Annotated in this window: 13 protein-coding genes; 5 read left to right on the forward strand and 8 right to left on the reverse strand. The window is 72.2% G+C overall.

The window, feature by feature from the left end:
* The first annotated feature begins 230 nt into the window (after window positions 1-230).
* Entirely contained in the window at window positions 231-1,337 is a 1,107-nt protein-coding gene (locus O7625_RS27475) for a winged helix DNA-binding domain-containing protein (RefSeq protein WP_282342708.1), read from the forward strand.
* A 910-nt stretch (window positions 1,338-2,247) separates the two neighbouring features.
* Here O7625_RS27475 and ugpC read toward each other — a convergent pair.
* The 4 genes from ugpC to O7625_RS27495 are packed head-to-tail and all read right to left on the reverse strand — an operon-like array spanning window position 2,248 to window position 6,484.
* Window positions 2,248-3,453 (reverse strand): sn-glycerol-3-phosphate ABC transporter ATP-binding protein UgpC, encoded by a 1,206-nt coding sequence (ugpC, locus tag O7625_RS27480; RefSeq protein WP_067308250.1) that lies wholly within the window; start codon window positions 3,451-3,453, stop codon window positions 2,248-2,250.
* A gap of 10 nt (window positions 3,454-3,463) precedes the next feature.
* Window positions 3,464-4,297 (reverse strand): carbohydrate ABC transporter permease, encoded by an 834-nt coding sequence (locus O7625_RS27485; RefSeq protein ID WP_067308254.1) that lies wholly within the window; start codon window positions 4,295-4,297, stop codon window positions 3,464-3,466.
* 1 nt (window position 4,298) lies between these two features.
* Window positions 4,299-5,198: a sugar ABC transporter permease gene (locus O7625_RS27490; RefSeq protein ID WP_067308257.1), complete on the reverse strand. Its 900-nt coding sequence runs from the start codon at window positions 5,196-5,198 to the stop codon at window positions 4,299-4,301.
* Window positions 5,195-6,484, reverse strand: coding sequence for an ABC transporter substrate-binding protein (locus tag O7625_RS27495; RefSeq protein WP_282342710.1), 1,290 nt, complete (start codon window positions 6,482-6,484; stop codon window positions 5,195-5,197). Before O7625_RS27495 ends, O7625_RS27490 begins: the two co-directional genes overlap by 4 nt.
* Before the next feature lie 1,180 nt (window positions 6,485-7,664).
* On the opposite strand from O7625_RS27495, the gene O7625_RS27500 reads away from it, so the two are divergent.
* Window positions 7,665-8,243: a DsbA family protein gene (locus O7625_RS27500; protein WP_282342712.1), complete on the forward strand. Its 579-nt coding sequence runs from the start codon at window positions 7,665-7,667 to the stop codon at window positions 8,241-8,243.
* On the opposite strand, the gene O7625_RS27505 is transcribed toward O7625_RS27500, so the two are convergent.
* Window positions 8,244-8,411 (reverse strand): hypothetical protein, encoded by a 168-nt coding sequence (locus tag O7625_RS27505; RefSeq protein ID WP_282342714.1) that lies wholly within the window; start codon window positions 8,409-8,411, stop codon window positions 8,244-8,246.
* Window positions 8,412-8,892: 481 nt separating this feature from the next.
* Here O7625_RS27505 and O7625_RS27510 point away from each other — a divergent pair, with 481 nt between their 5' ends.
* The gene (locus O7625_RS27510; protein ID WP_067308294.1) at window positions 8,893-9,324 is read left to right on the forward strand and encodes a hypothetical protein; all 432 of its coding nucleotides are present in this window, start codon (window positions 8,893-8,895) and stop codon (window positions 9,322-9,324) included.
* Window positions 9,325-9,371: 47 nt separating this feature from the next.
* Window positions 9,372-9,647, forward strand: a complete 276-nt coding sequence (locus O7625_RS27515) for a hypothetical protein (RefSeq protein ID WP_067308270.1) — start codon at window positions 9,372-9,374, stop codon at window positions 9,645-9,647.
* A 231-nt stretch (window positions 9,648-9,878) separates the two neighbouring features.
* Here O7625_RS27515 and O7625_RS27520 read toward each other — a convergent pair whose 3' ends face one another.
* The 3 genes from O7625_RS27520 to O7625_RS27530 form a co-directional block, all read right to left on the reverse strand.
* Window positions 9,879-10,580, reverse strand: a complete 702-nt coding sequence (locus O7625_RS27520) for a L,D-transpeptidase family protein (RefSeq protein ID WP_282342715.1) — start codon at window positions 10,578-10,580, stop codon at window positions 9,879-9,881.
* Between the two features lie 433 nt (window positions 10,581-11,013).
* On the reverse strand, window positions 11,014-11,733 hold the full coding sequence (locus O7625_RS27525; protein ID WP_282342716.1) for an HAD family hydrolase: 720 nt from the start codon (window positions 11,731-11,733) through the stop codon (window positions 11,014-11,016).
* A 54-nt stretch (window positions 11,734-11,787) separates the two neighbouring features.
* On the reverse strand, window positions 11,788-14,526 hold the full coding sequence (locus O7625_RS27530) for a glucosidase (protein ID WP_282342717.1): 2,739 nt from the start codon (window positions 14,524-14,526) through the stop codon (window positions 11,788-11,790).
* Window positions 14,527-14,571: 45 nt separating this feature from the next.
* Between O7625_RS27530 and O7625_RS27535 the strand changes: the two genes are divergently transcribed.
* Window positions 14,572-16,512 carry an amylo-alpha-1,6-glucosidase gene (locus tag O7625_RS27535; protein WP_282342718.1) on the forward strand — a complete coding sequence of 647 codons (1,941 nt, stop codon included), beginning with the start codon at window positions 14,572-14,574 and terminating at the stop codon, window positions 16,510-16,512.
* Window positions 16,513-16,578: the final 66 nt, after the last annotated feature.

Below are 16,578 nucleotides of genomic sequence, written 5' to 3' on the forward strand. Positions count from 1 at the left end.
GTCCCCGCAGGCAGCTCAAGATTTCCGCAAGTTCCATCCGGGAACGCGTCCGTCGGACGGCCGGCACGGAATCCTGATGGATACGGCTGCTGTGGGCGGGGGCGAACCCGGTGGCCAGGGGGGCCTGCACGGGGGATCGCGCTCCGCCGGTTACGGCAACCGGCGTAGCGCGATCGGGGCCGGCCCGCCCTCGACGACCGGTGTCGGGGGGTCTCCCTATCCTGGCCGGCATGGTGGAACTGACCGGGTCCGAGGCGCTCACCCTGCGGATGACCTCGCTGAGCCTGCGGGAGCATCCGGGTGGCCGCCCGCCGGGCGTCGCCGGGGTGGTGGAGTGGTTCGGGGCCATGCAGGCCCAGGACGCGGCGAGCGGTCTGTGGTCGCTGGGGCTGCGGCTGCCCGGTCACACCGAGGCGGACGTGCGGGCCGCGCTGGAACGACGCGAGGCGCTGCGGACCTGGCCGATGCGCGGCACCGTACACCTGGTGCCCACCCGGGACGCCCGCTGGATGCTGGAGCTGACCGGGGTCCGGGCGCTGACCGGGGCGGCGGCCCGCCGGGCCGTGGTCGGGCTGACCGAGGCCGAGGCCGACCGGGCCGCCGACGTGCTCGGCGCCACGCTGGCCGGCGGCGGCCGGCTGACCCGCGCGCAGTGCCTGGCCACCCTCACCGCCGCCGGCATCGACGCCACCGGCCAGCGCGGCTACCACCTGCTCTGGTACGCCAGCCAGCGCGGCGTCACCTGCATCGCCCCGCACCAGGGCACCGAGCAGACCTTCGCACTGCTCGACGAGTGGTGCCCCGACCCGCACCGGCCCGAGCGGGACGAGGCGCTGGGCATCCTGGCCCGGCGGTACTTCCGCAGCCATGGGCCGACGACCCGGCGCGACTTCATCGGCTGGACGGGGTTGACCGCCGCCGACGCCACCCGGGCCATCGCGGTCGCCACCGCCGCCGGGACGCTGACCGCCGTCCGGGTCGACGGGGTGGAGTCGCACCTCGATCCGGCGCTGCTGGACGCACCCCGACTGCCGGTGGACGACGTGCACGTGCTGCCCGGCTTCGACGAGTACCTGCTCGGCTTCAAGGACCGCACCCTGATGGTCGAACCGGCGCACCTGAAGGCGGTGATCCCCGGCGGCAACGGTGTCTTCCAGTCCACCGTGGTGCGCGGCGGCCGGGTGGTGGGCACCTGGAAGCGCCGCCTCGCCCGGACCAGGGTCACCGTGACGGTGCAGCCGCTGGTCCCGCTGGACGGGCCGACCCGGCAGCGGGTCGAGGCGGCGCTGGAGGGTTACGCCCACTTCCTCGGCCTGCCGCTGCACCTCACCTGGTAGGTCCCGCCCACTCCCTCAGGCCACCGACACACCCGGCCCGCCGACTCTGGCAGGCCGCCAGTCCTCCCACCCCGCAGGCGCTCCCACCCCGCCGGCCCTCGCACCCCGCAGGCGCTCCCACCCCGCCGGCCCTCGCACCCCGCAGGCGCTCGCACCCCGCAGGCACCCTCGGTCCGCTACGTCGCTGGTACCCCCGGTCCCTACAACCCGACCGGCCTGGGCAAGACGGCGGCGTGCCCGCCTCCGCCCGCCCTCGGCCCGGCCCGGTCCGGGGGCGGGGCGGGGCGGGGCACGCGACGGTAGGTCGCATGCGGTCACCCTGCGCAATCAGGACTGATATCACCGAGAGTGATTAAAAAGCATCTGCCGTCGCGGGGTCCACCAGCCACCCAAGCGAGTAAATACCCATTGAGCTGCAATTTCTCTAAAACACCCTGCCCACCAACACTAACCCCTCTCGGACACTTTACTCTGCTGCCGTGGACGCGACAGACACGAAGAGCAGCCGTCGCGTCGAAGGCAGCAGAGCAAAGTGTCCGGAGGTGATGTGGTCCGCTCGGCGTCATGTCACTGTGCGTGTCGATCGGCACGGACAGCCGAACGAGTGGACAGACGGGCGTGGCGGACGAGACGCGAGGGTGAATGGGTCCGGCAGGGTGGCAGGACGCCGGACACCTGAGGGGCACGAGGTAGTGGCGACGCAGGGCCGCGGCTGCCGGGGTGCCGGAGCCGCGGGTGCCGGGGTGCCGGAGCCGCGGCTGCCGGGGTGCCGGAGCCGCGGGTGCCGGAGCCGCGGGCCGGATCAGGGACCGCAAGGCAGCGGCCATCGGGCAGGGGCACGGGGGGATCGGTGGGCGCACGCCGCCGGGGGCGCCTGGGCGTGCGGCCACCGATCCGGGGTGAAGGGGGATCAGTCGCCGAGGGCGCCGGCCGACCGACCCTCGTGCAGGGTCAGGTTCCGGCCGGTCGCCGGGTCGAACAGGTGGATCTTCTCCAGGTTGAACCAGACCCGCCGGTCCTCTCCCTCCCGCACCGGGGACTCGGCCGACAGACGGGTCACCAGGTTGCCCCCGCCGCCGCTGAAGTCGGCACCGGCGTCGGCGGCCAACTCCTCCAGCTCGGCGGCGCTGGCCCGCTGCCCCTCGACGGTGAAGTAGACGTACTTGTCGGAGCCCATCGACTCGACGATCTCGGCGGGCGCGGTGAACTCCATGCCCCGGGCCCGGGTCTCGTCGTCGATCAACTCGGCGTCCTCGAAGTGCTCGGGCCGGATGCCGAGGATCAGCTCCCGGGGCGCGTCGGCCCCCTCCAGCTCACGGCGGATCCGGTCGCCGATCGTGACGTCACCGAGGGCGGTACGCAGCTTCCCGTCCGCCACGGCGGCGTGCAGGAAGTTCATCGACGGCGAGCCGATGAACCCGGCGACGAACAGGTTGCGCGGGTGGTCGTACAGCTCCTGGGGCGGGCCGACCTGCTGGATCTCGCCACCCCGCATGATCACCACACGGTCGCCGAGGGTCATCGCCTCGGTCTGGTCGTGGGTCACGTAGACGGTGGTGGTGCCCAGCTTCTTCTGCAACCGGGACACCACCGTCCGCATCTGCACCCGCAGCTTGGCGTCCAGGTTGGACAGCGGCTCGTCCATCAGGAACGCCTTGGGCTGCCGGACGATCGCCCGGCCCATCGCCACCCGCTGGCGCTGCCCACCGGACAGGTTCGCCGGCTTGCGGTCGAGCAGCGGGGTCAGCTCCAGCACCTTCGCCGCCTCGTCCACCTTCTGGTCGATGGTCGCCTTGTCCAGCTTGGCCAGCCGCAGCGGGAACGCCATGTTCTCCCGGACGGTCATGTTCGGGTAGAGCGCGTAGGACTGGAACACCATCGCGATGTCGCGGTCCCGGGGCGCCTTGTCGTTGACCCGTTGCCCGCCGATGCGCAGCTCACCGGAGCTGATGTCCTCCAGCCCGGCGATCATGTTGAGGGTGGTGGACTTCCCGCAGCCGGACGGCCCGACCAGGATGACGAACTCGCCGTCGGCAATCTCCAGGTCGACGTCCCGCACCGCGACGGTGCCGTCGGGGAAACTCTTGCTCACCTTGTCCAGCACGATGTCAGCCATTTGTTGTCACCTATCCCTTGACGGCGCCGGAGGTCAGGCCGGAGACGATGCGGCGCTGGAAGAAGAGCACGAACAGGATGATCGGAATGGTGATCACCACGGCGGCGGCGCAGATCGCCCCGGTGGGGTCCTCGAACTGCGACTCGCCGGTGAAGAACGACAGCGCCACCGGCACCGTCCGGGCCCGCTCGGTCGAGGTGAGCGTGATGGCGAACAGGAAGTCGTTCCAGCAGAAGATGAAGACCAGGATCGCGGTGGTGAACAGACCCGGGGCGGCCAGCGGGGCGATCACCCGCCGGAACGCCTGCCCCTGGGTCGCGCCGTCCATCTTCGCCGCCTTCTCCAGGTCCCACGGGATCTGCTTGAAGAACGCCGACAGCGTGTAGATCGCCAGCGGCAGGGCGAAGGTGATGTACGGCAGGATCAGCCCCGGCCAGGTGTCGAAGAGGCCGAGCTGCCGCTCGATCTCGAACAGCGGCGACACCAGCGACACCTGCGGGAACATCGCGATCAGCAGGGACACCCCGACCAGCAGGCGCTTGCCGGGGAAGTCCAGCCGGCTGATCGCGTACGCGGCCATCGCGCCGAGCACCACCGCGATGAACGTGGCGATCAGGGCGATGCCGATCGAGTTGATCAGGGCGCGGACGAACTGGTCGGTGTCGAAGATGCTCCGGTAGTTGTCCAGCGTCCACTCCCGCGGCCAGAACTTGCCGTCGGTGAGGGTGCCCGGGGTCTTGAACGACAGGGAGGCGATCCAGAGCACCGGGACCAGGGCGAAGACGACCACGATGACGTCGATCAGGCCCCAGCGCAGCTTCGCCCGGGTGGTGGTGTCGGCCATGTCAGCGCCTCTCCCCGTCGTCGCTGCCCGGGGCAGCGGTGCCGAACAGCTTCACGAAGACGAACGCGATGATCGCCACCGTGATGAAGATCAGCACGGACATCGTGGAGCCGATGCCGAGGTTGAGCCCCCGGATCAGGTTGTTGTAGGCGAGCATCGACACCGACGAGGTCTCGTTGCCGCCGTTGGTGAGCACGAAGATGTTGTCGAACACCCGGAACGCGTCCAGGGTGCGGAACAGCAGCGCGACCAGGATCGCCGGCTTCATCACCGGCAGCATCACCTTGGTGAACCGCTGCCAGGCCGTCGCCCCGTCGGTGGAGGCCGCCTTGAGCAGGTCCTCCGGGACCAGCGCCAGCCCGGCCATCAGCAGCAGCGCCATGAACGGGGTGGTCTTCCAGATCTCCGCCAGCATGATGATCGCCAGCGAGCTGGCCCGCTCGGTCAGCGGGGCACTGCCGTCGAAGAGGTTGGCCAGATAACCGGTGCCGGGCGTCCAGGCGTACCGCCAGGAGAACGCGGCGACCACCGTGACGATGCCGTAGGGGATGAGCGCGGCGGTCCGCACGATGCCCCGGCCGACCAGCGTGCGGTGCATGACCAGGGCCAACCCCATGCCGAGCACCAGCTCCACCGCGACGGTGACCACCGTGATCAGCATGGTCACCCCGAACGCGGTCCACCAGAACTCGTTGCTGAGCACGGTGACGTAGTTCTCCAGCCCGATGAACTCGCGCTGGTCGGGGAAGCGCAGGTCGAAACGCTGCAACGACAACCAGACCGAATAGATGATCGGGTACGCGGTGACCAGCACCATGACCAGCGCGGCCGGGGCGCAGAGCAGCCAGCCCAGTTTCCGTTCGGCCTTCTTGTTCTCGCTCAGCGGGGCTCGTCGGCTCACGGCAGGACCCCCTTGGACTGGAGCGCGTCGGAGATCGCCTTGCGCAGCTCCCTGGCCGTCTGCTCCGGCCGGATCGCCGACGGCGGCGACAGGATCGCCGACATCACCGTGGAGATGCTCTGGTACGCGGGGGTCAGCGGCCGGACCGCCGGCTCCTTCAGCTCCTCCAGGATGGTCTCCTTCATCGGGTACGCCTCGTCCATCTCCGGGTCGTCGTAGACCGCCTCGATGGTCGGGGGCACCCCGTCGTTGACCGCGGAGAACTTCTGGTTCTTGGCGTCCCGGATGCACTTCGCGGCCTCGAAGGACTCCGTCGGGTGCTTGGAGTAGGCGCTGACCGCCATGTTGATCCCGCCGATGGTGACCTTGCTGGGGGTGTTCGCGTCGATGCCGGGCACCCTTGCCCACTTGACCTTCTGAGCCAGCTCCGGGTCGGCCTCCTGCAACGCCGGGTAGACGAACGGCCAGTTGACCTGGAACGCGCCCTTGCCGGACTGGAAGTCCAGCCGGACCGGATCCTCGGTGGAGTTGCTGAACGACGGCGACGTCACGCCCGACGTGGCGAACCGCTGGAGCTGGTCGAGGGCCTTGACGGTGCCTTCGTCCATCACGGCCTTCTTGCCGTCGTCGCTGAGGATCTTGCCGCCGGCGCTCTCGGCCAGCGTGTTGTAGAGCACCACCAGGCCCTCGTACTGCGCGCCCATGGTGAGCACCTGGTACGGCTTGCCCTGCCCCTTGAGGTCCTTGGCCGCTGCGATCATGTCGTCCCAGGTCTTCGGGGCCTGTGGGACCAGGTCGCTGCGATACCAGAGCAGCTGCACGTTGGTGTTCTTCGGCGCCCCGTAGAGCTTGTCCTCGTAGCGGGCGGTGTCCAGCGGGCCCGCCAGGGTGCCCTGCTCGACCTCACTCTTGTCCTGGCCGGTCCACTCGCGGATCCACTTCGCGCTGGCGAACTCCTGGGTCCAGGTGACGTCCAGGCCGAGCACGTCCATCCCACTGTCCTCGGCGGCCAGCCGGCGGACCAGCTGCACCCGCTGGTCGTCGGCCTGCCGGGGCAGCACCCGGTAGGCGATCTTGTAGCGGCCCTCGGCCCGGGTGTTGCAGTCGTCGACCACCTTCTGCAGGTTCTGCTCCGGCGGGTAGTACAGGTTGATCGTCGGCGTGCCTCCACCACCGTCGTCCGTGCCGCACGCGGCCATCGGCGCGACGAGTGCCAGCGCGGCGGCGACCACCCCGGCCCGGACAGCCGGCCGACGCCGGTGTCGGGCCGTTCCGGGGTCCGTCATCACCCTCCCCCTCTCTTCGGCGAAACCGGGGAAGTGACCCGCGCCCCGGCGCGCGGCCGGGCCTCTGACGTGCGGAAACGCATCTGCCCGGCCGTTCCGTGCGCCTAGACTGCCCGGCCCGCGAAGCCGCGAAACCTGCCGGTAACCGAAGTCCGGGCCGATCCTCGGCCGACCGGCGAAGACACCGCGAGTGCCCGGATCGCGCCTTTTCGGGGCGTTACACCCCATTAAGCTGGCAAACACCGTGCAGCCGGCATACCGGTTCCACCCCACCACACGTGATCGCGTGATCGCGTGATCGCGTGATCGACGAGAAGGTGCCCGGCGCTCCACCCCGCCCTGCCGCACACCCCACACCCACCCGACCCCTACCCCGCACCCCCGCCCCGCCCCCAACGCACCGAACCGACCGCCGCACACCGCCGCTTCCCATGATCAAAATGCCGAAAAGAAGACGACACGCCGAGCAAACTCAACCAATCGGCAATCTGATCATGGAGTCCGCACCGCCCGAGGTACGCAGTGGAGCCAGCCGAGGCGCGGGGCCGTGCGGGTGCCGGAGTTGGGTGCAGGGCCGGGCCGAGCGGGGTGCAGGGCGGGGCCTGGACGAGACGCGGTGAGCAGAGTAGGGCCAGACGGCGGGACGAGACGCAGCGCAGGACGAGACGCAGCGCGCGGGGCGCAGAGCAGGGCGAGGCGCGGGGCGCAGAGCAGGGCGAGGCGCGGGGCGCAGAGCAGGGCGAGGCGCGGGGCGCAGAGCAGGGCGAGGCGCGGGGCGCAGAGCAGGGCGAGGCGCGGGGCGCAGAGCAGGGCGAGGCGCGGGGCGCAGAGCAGGGCGAGGCGCGGGGCGCAGAGCAGGGCGAGGCGCGGGGCAAGGCCAGGCGAGGTGCGGTACGGGGCCAGGCGAGGCGCGGGGCGCAGAGCAGGGCGAGGCGCGGGGCGCAGAGCAGGGCGAGGCGCGGGGCGCAGAGCAGGGCGAGGCGCGGGGCGCAGAGCAGGGCGAGGCGCGGGGCGCAGAGCAGGGCGAGGCGCGGGGCGCAGAGCAGGGCGAGGCGCGGGGCGCAGAGCAGGGCGAGGCGCGGGGCAAGGCCAGGCGAGGTGCGGGGCGGGGCGGGGCCAGGCGAGGTGCGGGGAGCAGGGCGGGACGAGGAGGGGGGCGGAGCCGACGTAGGCTCGGCCGATGGATGCCACCTTCTTCTTCGATCCCGCCTGCCCGTGGACCTGGCGCGCGTCGCGTTGGCTGGTCACCGTGGCCGAGGCCCGTGACCTGACCATCGAGTGGCGGGCGTTCAGCCTGAGCATTCTCAACTCCGGGCAGATCCCGCCGGAGTTCGCCGAGCCGATGGCCGCCTCCGGCCGGGCACTGCGGCTGGTCGAGGCGCTGCGTGCCGAGGGTCGCGGGGTGGACGTCGGCCGGTTCTACACCGAGTTGGGTGCACGCACCCACGACGCCGGTGACCAGCTCTCGGCCGGCCAGGTCGACGCGGCCGTCGAGGCGGCCGGCCTCCGGGACGCGGCCCCTGCCCTGGACGACACCCGTTGGGACACGGCGGTACGCGAGTCGCACGAGCTGGCGTACTCCTCGGCCGGACCCGACATCGGTGCGCCGGTGCTGATGGTGCCGGGTGCCGAGCGGGGCATCCACGGGCCGATCCTGACCGAGGTACCCAGGCTCGACGACGCCCTCACGATCTGGGACTCCTTGCTGCCGCTGCTGCGGATGCCGGCCTTCCACGAGATCAAGCGGGGTCGCCGCTGATCACGCCCACCGGTGCCGCACCGCGCCACCCCGACGCCCCGCTACCCGGGCAAGCGCGTGAGCGGCGTCGACATCCGCGTCCCGGCCCGCCTGAGCCGCGCCCCGTCGCCACCTGAGCTGCGCGCGTTCCGCCGCCCAACTGAGCAGCGCCCGCACCTCGTCGCCCACCTGAGCAGTGTCCACGTGCCCGCCCCGTTACCCACCTGAGCCCCGCCCACCCGGGCCCCGCCCGCGTGCGCGACCCGGCGGCGTCACGCGACCCGGCGGCGTCACGCGACCCGGCGGCGTCACGCGACCCGGCGGCGTCACGCGACCCGGCGGCGTCACGCGACCCGGCGGCGGCCGCGCAGCCCGTCGCGTCACGCGACCAATCTGCGCTGCGCAGCCCATCGCGCAGCCGGTCGGCGCCACACGGCCCATCGGCGTCGCGCAGCCCGTCGGCCGGCCACGACTGGCCGGTCGGCGGGCTAGCCCGGTTGTGCCGCTTGCACTAGCGTTGACGCACTCACTCCACAGCCAGCGCGTCGCCGTCGTAGTCGATACGCCTCCGGCCGACATCAGCCTGCCCGATCGGTGGGTTCTCCCGCGAACTCCCCCGGCGCGTCCACCGGGTTGGGCAGGATCATCCTCAACGAGGAGGTGCTCCGTGGTGCAGGAGACCCGCGCTCTCGCCCTGACGTTCGAGGTGAGCGGCCTGCCACCGGTGAAAACCGAAGCGCTGTCCATCTTCGCCGCCGGCCATCGGCAGGCGACGAGGGTCCGCGCCCTGCTCGAAGCGGCCTGCACCGCGGCCCAGCAGACCGGCTGGACGCCGTTGGCCGGGCCGATCGAGGTCGACCTGACCCTGCGGTGCCCACCCGGGCACCGCACGTCCGACGCCAGCACCCTGCTCGGTGGGGTGTGCGCCGTCCTCCAGGACAAGAAGCGGGTGGCGAACATCGGGCTGGCCCACCTCGGGGTCCTGGTCGACGTCGCCCTGTACGCCGACGACCGGCAGATCCGCCGGCTGTCGTACCGGGAGGAGCCGGCGGAGGACCTCTCGTACCAGGTCCGGGTGGCCGCCGCGCCAGCCGGGGTTTGACCGACGCCCGCGGTGGGGTACCGCGGACGCCGACGAAGGGAGCACCGATGTCGGAGCCACATGTCACGCTCGACCCGAGAGGGCTCGACCCGGTGCAGCAGAAGCTGCGCGGCCCGCTGGAGGACCAGCTCACCTCGGCCCTCCAGGCGGCCACCGACCGGGTCCGGGCCAGCTACGCGGGTGAACCGGTCGAGCAGGTCTGTCAGCGGCTGCTCGAAGAGACCCGGTCCGGACTGCACCCCGACATCGCCGCCGGGTTCCAGCCCGACATGGACGAGTTCTGCCGGGTGGCGGTGGCGATCGTCCGTAACGAGGTTTCCTGAAACGCGACCACCGGGTCGCCCCACCGACGGCCGGGCACGCCTGTCCGGGGCGTCACCCCGCCGAACGGCTCAGCCACCCCGCCAGGCGGCTCAGCCCCGGCAGGGCGGTCCAGCCCCGCCAGGCGGCTCAGCCCCGGCACGGCGGCTCAGCCCCACCAGGCGGTCCAGCCCCACCAGGCGGTCCAGCCCCACCAGGCGGTCCAGCCAGGCGGTCCAGCCCCGCCAAGCGGCTCAGTACCGGCCGAGGTTCTGCGCCGGGCAGATCACGATGCGCGGCGCGTACTTCGGATCCAGCCAGCGCAGCACGGCCACCAGGTCGGCGTGCGCCAGGCTGACGCAACCGGCGGTGGGGCCACCGGCGGCGGTGCTGAACTCGTGCAGAAAGATGCCGCTGCCGGCGTTCGGTACCGGCTTCGGCACGTTCGGCGGCATGTTGTAGGTGATCACCGCGAAGTGGGTGTACGCGGGCACCTCCCGCCACAGCGCCTCGCTGTAGCCACCCGGATTGGTGGTGCTGTGCTGGAAGGTGTTGTAGGCGGCCGAGTTCGGGTTCTCGTTCCACCAGTCGTCGGCGACCACCCGGTGGTAGGGGAACCGCACGCCGGGATCGGCGGCGATGCCGTACATGGTGGGGCCGAACGAGTAGACCCCGGTGGGGGTGGTCGCCACCCCCTCGGTGTGGTGGTCGCTGAACCCCTTCGCGCCCAGTCGGGCGGCCAGCGGGGCCGACACCGGCACCCAGTGGCCGCCGGCCCGGTGGAACGTCTCCAGCGTGGCGTGCGTGGTGGCATAACCGCTGCCGGTGACGATGACGACCTGACGGGTCGCGGTGGGCAGGGTGGTCAGCCGGGAGGCGCGGTTCGGCGGCGGGACCAGCCGGCCGCGGCCCGTGGCGGCGGCCGTGCCGCCGACCGGGGCAGGTGTCGTCTCCATCGCTGACATGATCGCATCACGGCCGACTCCCGGATGCCCCGCCGACCGCCCAGGGCCAGGCGGCCTGGCGGTCGCCGGCGGCGGGTCAGGGCCGGGTCCGCAACTCCCCGACCCCGACCGCCGGCTGTCCGGACCGGCAGCGGTGTACGCCGCTGCGGACCCCACGGGCGGGGCAGGCCGCCCGCGTCGGGTCCGACACGCGGACCCAGGCCGACTGCACTCAGCTCCATGGTGCCCCGGTGCCGGACTTCGGCGCGTTCCCGACCACCCCGACAGGGTCGTCAACGCCGGGCAAGGTTAGGCACCCCCCGGCCCGCCGGGCAAGCGGCCCGCCGCCGCCCCGAAGGTGATTCACACCGGAGCGGAAATGCGGCATCCCGGCGTGACACGCGCCGCCGGACGGACGCTGTTCCGTATCGACACGGCCCGTCGGCTAGAAGTGGGCGAGCAGGTCCGGAAAGGCGGCCAGCCGGATCACCCCGTCGTCGGCCGGGTCGAGGTCGTCGTTCTCCAGGACCCAGGTGTTCTCGTTGGGGATGAACACCGCCCGCATGCCCGCCGCCCGCGCCGGCAGGATGTCCGACTTCGGGGAGTTGCCGATCATCCAGGCGTCGGCCGGGGCGAAGCCGTGTTCCCGGGCCAGCCACCGGTAGGTCCCGGTGTCCTTCTCGGCCACCACGTGCGCCGCGGCGAAGTGGTGCAGCAGGCCGCAGGCGTCCAGCTTGCGCTGCTGCTCCTCCTGGTCCCCCTTGGTCAGCAGCAGCAGGTCGTACCGGGTGGCCAGGGTGTCGAGGGTGTCGGCGACCCCGGGCATCAGCTCGACCTGATGGTTGACCAGCGCGGTGGCCAACCCGTCGATCTCCCGCCGCTCCTGCTCGGTGACCGGCCGCTCGCGCAGCCGGGCCAGGCACTCGCCGAGGCTGCGCAGGAAGACCTTGCTGCCGTAGCCGTGGGCCACCGCGTTGGCCCGCTCGATGTCGTCGAGCACGGTACGGATCTGCGCCCGGTCGAGCGTCGGATGGTCGAGCCAGTCCAGGAAATCGTCGATCACCCGCTCGAACAGGACGTTGTTCTCCCAGAGCGTGTCGTCGGCGTCGAAGACCAACGTCGTCGCGCCCGCCCCCGGGGCCGTTCCGTTCCCACCCGTACTCATCCGGTCCCCTCCCGACAGGATCGCCCCGCCGGACGGCGGCGGCCGACGGACACGCTAGCGCTCCGGCCCGCCCGGCACATCCGGGTTGTCCCGGCGCAGGGTCAGGATGAGGTCGGCCACCAGCGCCGTCCACCCGGTCTGGTGCCAGGCCCCGAGCCCGGCGCCGTTGTCGCCGTGGAAGTACTCGGGGAAGGCGATCAGGTCCCGCCAGTCGGGATGGGTCTGGAAGAGCTGACACGCGCCGTAGATCGGCCGACGCCCCCAGCCGTCCCGGGTGAACAGGGAGATCAACCGGACGGAGAGATCGTCGGCGATCTCGTCCAGCGTGCACTTGCGTCCCGACCGGGTCGGGTACTCCACCTGGAGATCGTCACCGAAGAACGCCGCGTAGTCCCGCAGCGCGCTGACCAGCAGGAAGTTCGTCGGCATCCAGATCGGGCCGCGCCAGTTGGAGTTGCCGCCGAACAACCCGCTGGTCGACTCGGCCGGCTCGTAGCCGACGCAGAACTCCTGCCCGCCCAGGTCGACCGCGAACGGCTTGTCCAGGTGCGCCCGGCTCAGCGTGCGCAGGCCGTAGTCGGAGAGGAACTCCTCGGGATCCAGCATCCGGGCCAGCAGCCGGACCACCTGCTCCGGGCCGACCATCGACAGCAGCCGCTGCTGGCGGCCGTCCGGGCCGAGCCGGCGGGCACCGATCACGTCGGCGTACTCGGGTCGCTGGGTGAGGAACCAGCGCAGCCGGGCGCCCAGCTCGGGCAGGCGTTGCAGGGTCCGGGCGCTCAGCCGGGTGGTGGCCGCCAGCGGCAGCAGCCCGACCACCGAACGGACCTTCAGCGGCACCTGGCTGCCGTCGGCGAGGCGCAGCACGTCGTAGAAGAACGCGTCCTCGGCGTCCCACAGGCCCTGCGAGTAGCCGGCGGCGGCGATGTACGCGAAGTGCTCGAAGAACTTCGTCGCGGTGTCCACGTACGCCCGGTCGTGCTCGGCCAGCACGATCGCCATGTCCAGCAGGTTGAGGGCGTACATCGCCATCCAGCCGGTGCCGTCGGACTGTTCGAGCACCCCGGCCACCGGCAGCGCCGCCGAGCGGTCGAACGGGCCGACGTTGTCCAGCCCGAGGAAGCCGCCCTCGAACAGGTTGTTGCCGCCGGTGTCCTTGCGGTTGACCCACCAGGTGAAGTTGAGCAGCAGCTTGTGCATCACCCGGGCGAGGAACTCGTGGTCGCGCCCGCCGTCGATCTCGAACACCTTCAACGCCGCCCAGGCGTGCACCGGCGGGTTCACGTCACCGAACGCCCACTCGTACGCCGGGATCTGGCCGTTGGGGTGCAGGTACCACTCGCGGAGCAGGAGCAGCACCTGCTCCTTGGCGAAGCCCGGGTCGACCCGGGCGATGGTGACGCAGTGGAAGGCCAGGTCCCAGGCGGCGTACCAGGGATATTCCCACGGGTCGGGCATGGAGATCACGTCGAAGCTGGTCATGTGCCACCAGGCGCTGTTGCGCCCGTGCCGGCGACCGGCCGGCGGCGTCGAGCCCGGGTCGCCCTCCAGCCACCGTTTGACGTCGAAGTGGTAGAACTGCTTGCCCCACATCAGCCCGGCGATCGCCTGCCGGGCGACCAGTGCCTCGTCGGCGCTGGCCGCCGCCGGGATCACCCCGGCGAAGAAGCGGTTCGCCTCGGCCCGCCGGGCCCACACCACGGTGTCGAAGCCGGCACCCAGGTCCGCCGGGGGCGGCGCGACCGCCCCGGGCGGTGGCGCGGTGCGGGTCAGCCGCAGCCGGATCTGCCGCTGTCCACCGGCCGGCACGTCCAGCACGTAGTGCAGGGCGCCCTTGGTCCCTTCCCGGTCCGGGTTGACGGTGGCCGCGCCGGCCACCACGTGGTCGTTGATCCCGTCCTTCGGGTACGGCGAGCGGCCGGCCAGCCCCCACAACCGCTCGGCGTTGGTGTCGTTGTCGCAGAGCAGCGGGACCGGCTCGCCGTCGCCCTCCAGCAGGAGCTGCCCCAGCACCCAGTGCTCGCCGACCAGCCGACCACCCTCCCCCACCAGCCGGGGCACCCGGTCCGCGCCGGGCGGACCCCAGGCCCAGGTGTTGCGGAACCACAGCGTGGGCAGCACGTGCAGGGTGGCCGCCTCGTCGGCCCGGTTGGCGACGGTGACCAGGATGCACAGGTCGGTCGGGGACGCCTTGGCGTAGTCGACGGTGACCGCCCAGTACCGGTCGTCGTCGAAGATGCCGGTGTCGACCAGCTCGTACTCGGTATCGTCCCGGCCGCGCAGGGCGTTGACGGCGACCAGCTCGTCGTACGGGAAGGCGGCCTGCGGGTAGTGGTAGCGCCAGCGCATCCACGAGTGGGTGGGGGTGCTGTCGAGGTACCACCAGTATTCTTTCGCGTCCTCGCCGTGGTTGCCGCCGTCGCCGCCGAGGCCGAACATCCGCTCCTTGAGGATCGGGTCCACCCCGTTCCACAGCGCCAGCGCGAAGCAGAACGTCTGCCGGTCGTCGCAGACGCCCGCCATGCCGTCCTCGTTCCACCGGTAGGCTCTGGACCGCGCGTGGTCGTGGGGGAAGTAGTCCCATGCCGTGCCGTGCTCGCTGTAGTCCTCCCGTACCGTCCCCCACGCCCGTTCGGACAGATAGGGACCCCATGCGCGCCACTCCTGCTCCCCGGCGTCGGCCTGGGCGAGCCGGAGCCGCTCGGCGTCGGGGGACGGGGCGTCGGAGGGCGATCTGTCGGTGAGCACCTGCACATTTTCGACGCCGCCGGGGTACTTGACCACAGCGGCCATTGTCGTCGTGGCGTGTTACACCTCGCCGCCACAGGAGGAAAGAAGTTGATCGAGTTCGGTTTCGGTCCGGGGGTCTGCGGCGAACTGGCCGGTGGAGCGACCCGGGAATGGCTGGTCACCGACGGTCTCGGCGGGTACGCCATGGGCACCGTGAGCGGGTTGCGGACCCGCCGCTACCACGGTCTGCTGGTGGTGGCCGGGGAGACTCCGGCGGCCCGCCGGGTGGGGCTGGTCAGCCTGGACCCGGCGGTGGTGCTGCCGTCCGGCGCCCGGGTCCGGCTCGGCGCGCACGAGTGGAGCTCGGGCGTGGTCGACCCGCGCGGCTTCGAGTACCTGGAACGCTTCGACCTGGTCGACGGGCTGCCCCGCTGGCGGTGGCGGATCGGTGACGTGGTGATCGAGCGGGAGCTGGCCATGGCGTACGGCCGGCCCGCCGTCGCGGTGGTGCACCGGCTGGTGGCCGGCGGCCCGGTCCGGCTGGACCTCTCGGCCGCCGGCACCTGGCGCGACGCGCACGGCGAGCGGCGGGCCGACGGGCCGACGCCCCGGGTGGAACCGGCCGACGGCGGCGCGGTGGTCGAGGGCGCGTACCGGCTGACCGGCCCGGACTGGACGCCGGAGGGCCAGTGGTGGCTGGGCGTGCACCACCGGGAGGAGGCCGCCCGGGGGCTGCACCCCGACGAGGACCTGTGGTGCGCCGGGCGGTTCTCCGGCACGATGGACCGCCCCGGGGACACCGTGTCGGTGCTGGCCTGGGCCGGTGACCTGGCCGAGGAGCCGCCGCCGGCCGCGCAGGTGGTGGCGGCGGCCCGGCAGCGGCACCGGGCGGTGGTGGCGGCGGCGAAGCCGGCCGACGCGGTGGACTCGACCCTGGCGCTGGCCGCCGACGCGTTCGTGGTGCGTACCTCCGCCGGGCCGGACGTGGTGGCCGGCTACCCCTGGTTCGGGGCCTGGTCGCGGGACACCATGACCTCCTACGAGGGGTTGTTCCTGTGCACCGGGCGGGCCGACGAGGGGCGGGAGCTGCTGCGGTCGTACGCGGCGACGCTGTCGGAGGGGATGCTGGCGAACACCGCCGACACCGGTCGGGTGGAGTACAACACGGTCGACGCGACGCTGTGGTTCCTGCACGCGGTGAGCCGGCACGTCACCGTCACCGGCGACACCGACCTGGGTGACGAGCTGCTGCCGGCGCTGCACGGGGTGGTGCGGGCGCACCTGGACGGCACCCGGTACGGCATCGCGGTCGACCCGGCCGACGGGCTGGTCACCCAGGGTGGCACCCCGGGCACCGCGCTGACCTGGATGGACGCCCGGGTGTACGGGGTGCCGGTGACCCCGCGCACCGGCAAGCCGGTCGAGGTCAACGCGTTGTGGATCAACGGACTGGCCGGGTTGGCCGAGCTGACCGAGCTGGCCGGTCAGGATCCGGCCGAGCTGTGGCGGCTGCACGACCGGGCCCGGCAGGCGTTCGGCAAGCGGTTCCCCACCCCGGCGGGCTGGCTGCACGACGTGGTCGACGCGCCCGCCCCGGCGTACCCGCTGGGTGGGGCCGCGCACCACGACGACGACCTGCTCCGACCCAACCAACTGCTCGCCTGGTCGCTGCCGTACGCCCCGCTGGAGCCGGACCCGGTGGCGCTGCGCCGGGTGGCGGCCGGGTTGTTCACCCCGCTGGGTCCGCGCAGCCTCGCCCCCGACTCGCCCGAGTTCGCCCCCCGGCACCGGGGCGGCCCGGCGGACCGGGACGGCGCCTACCACCAGGGGACGGTCTGGCCGTGGCTGATTGGTCCGTTCGTCGAGGCGTACCGCCGGGCCGGGTTGCCCACCGACGACCTGCTGACCGGGCTCGTCGGCCATCTCGGCGAGTACGGCCTGGGATCGGTGAGCGAGACGGCCGACGGCAGTGCGCCGCACGCCGCCACCGGCTGCCCGTTCCAGGCGTGGTCGGTGGCCGAGCTGCTGCGGGTCCGGCGGGCCCGATAGGCAGCCGTTACACACCGGCAACGGTGGCGTCTCCGCTGGTTATCCCCGACTGGGCAGGATGGGCAC

Source organism: Micromonospora sp. WMMD714 (genome assembly GCF_029581315.1).
GTDB lineage: Bacteria > Actinomycetota > Actinomycetes > Mycobacteriales > Micromonosporaceae > Micromonospora > Micromonospora rifamycinica.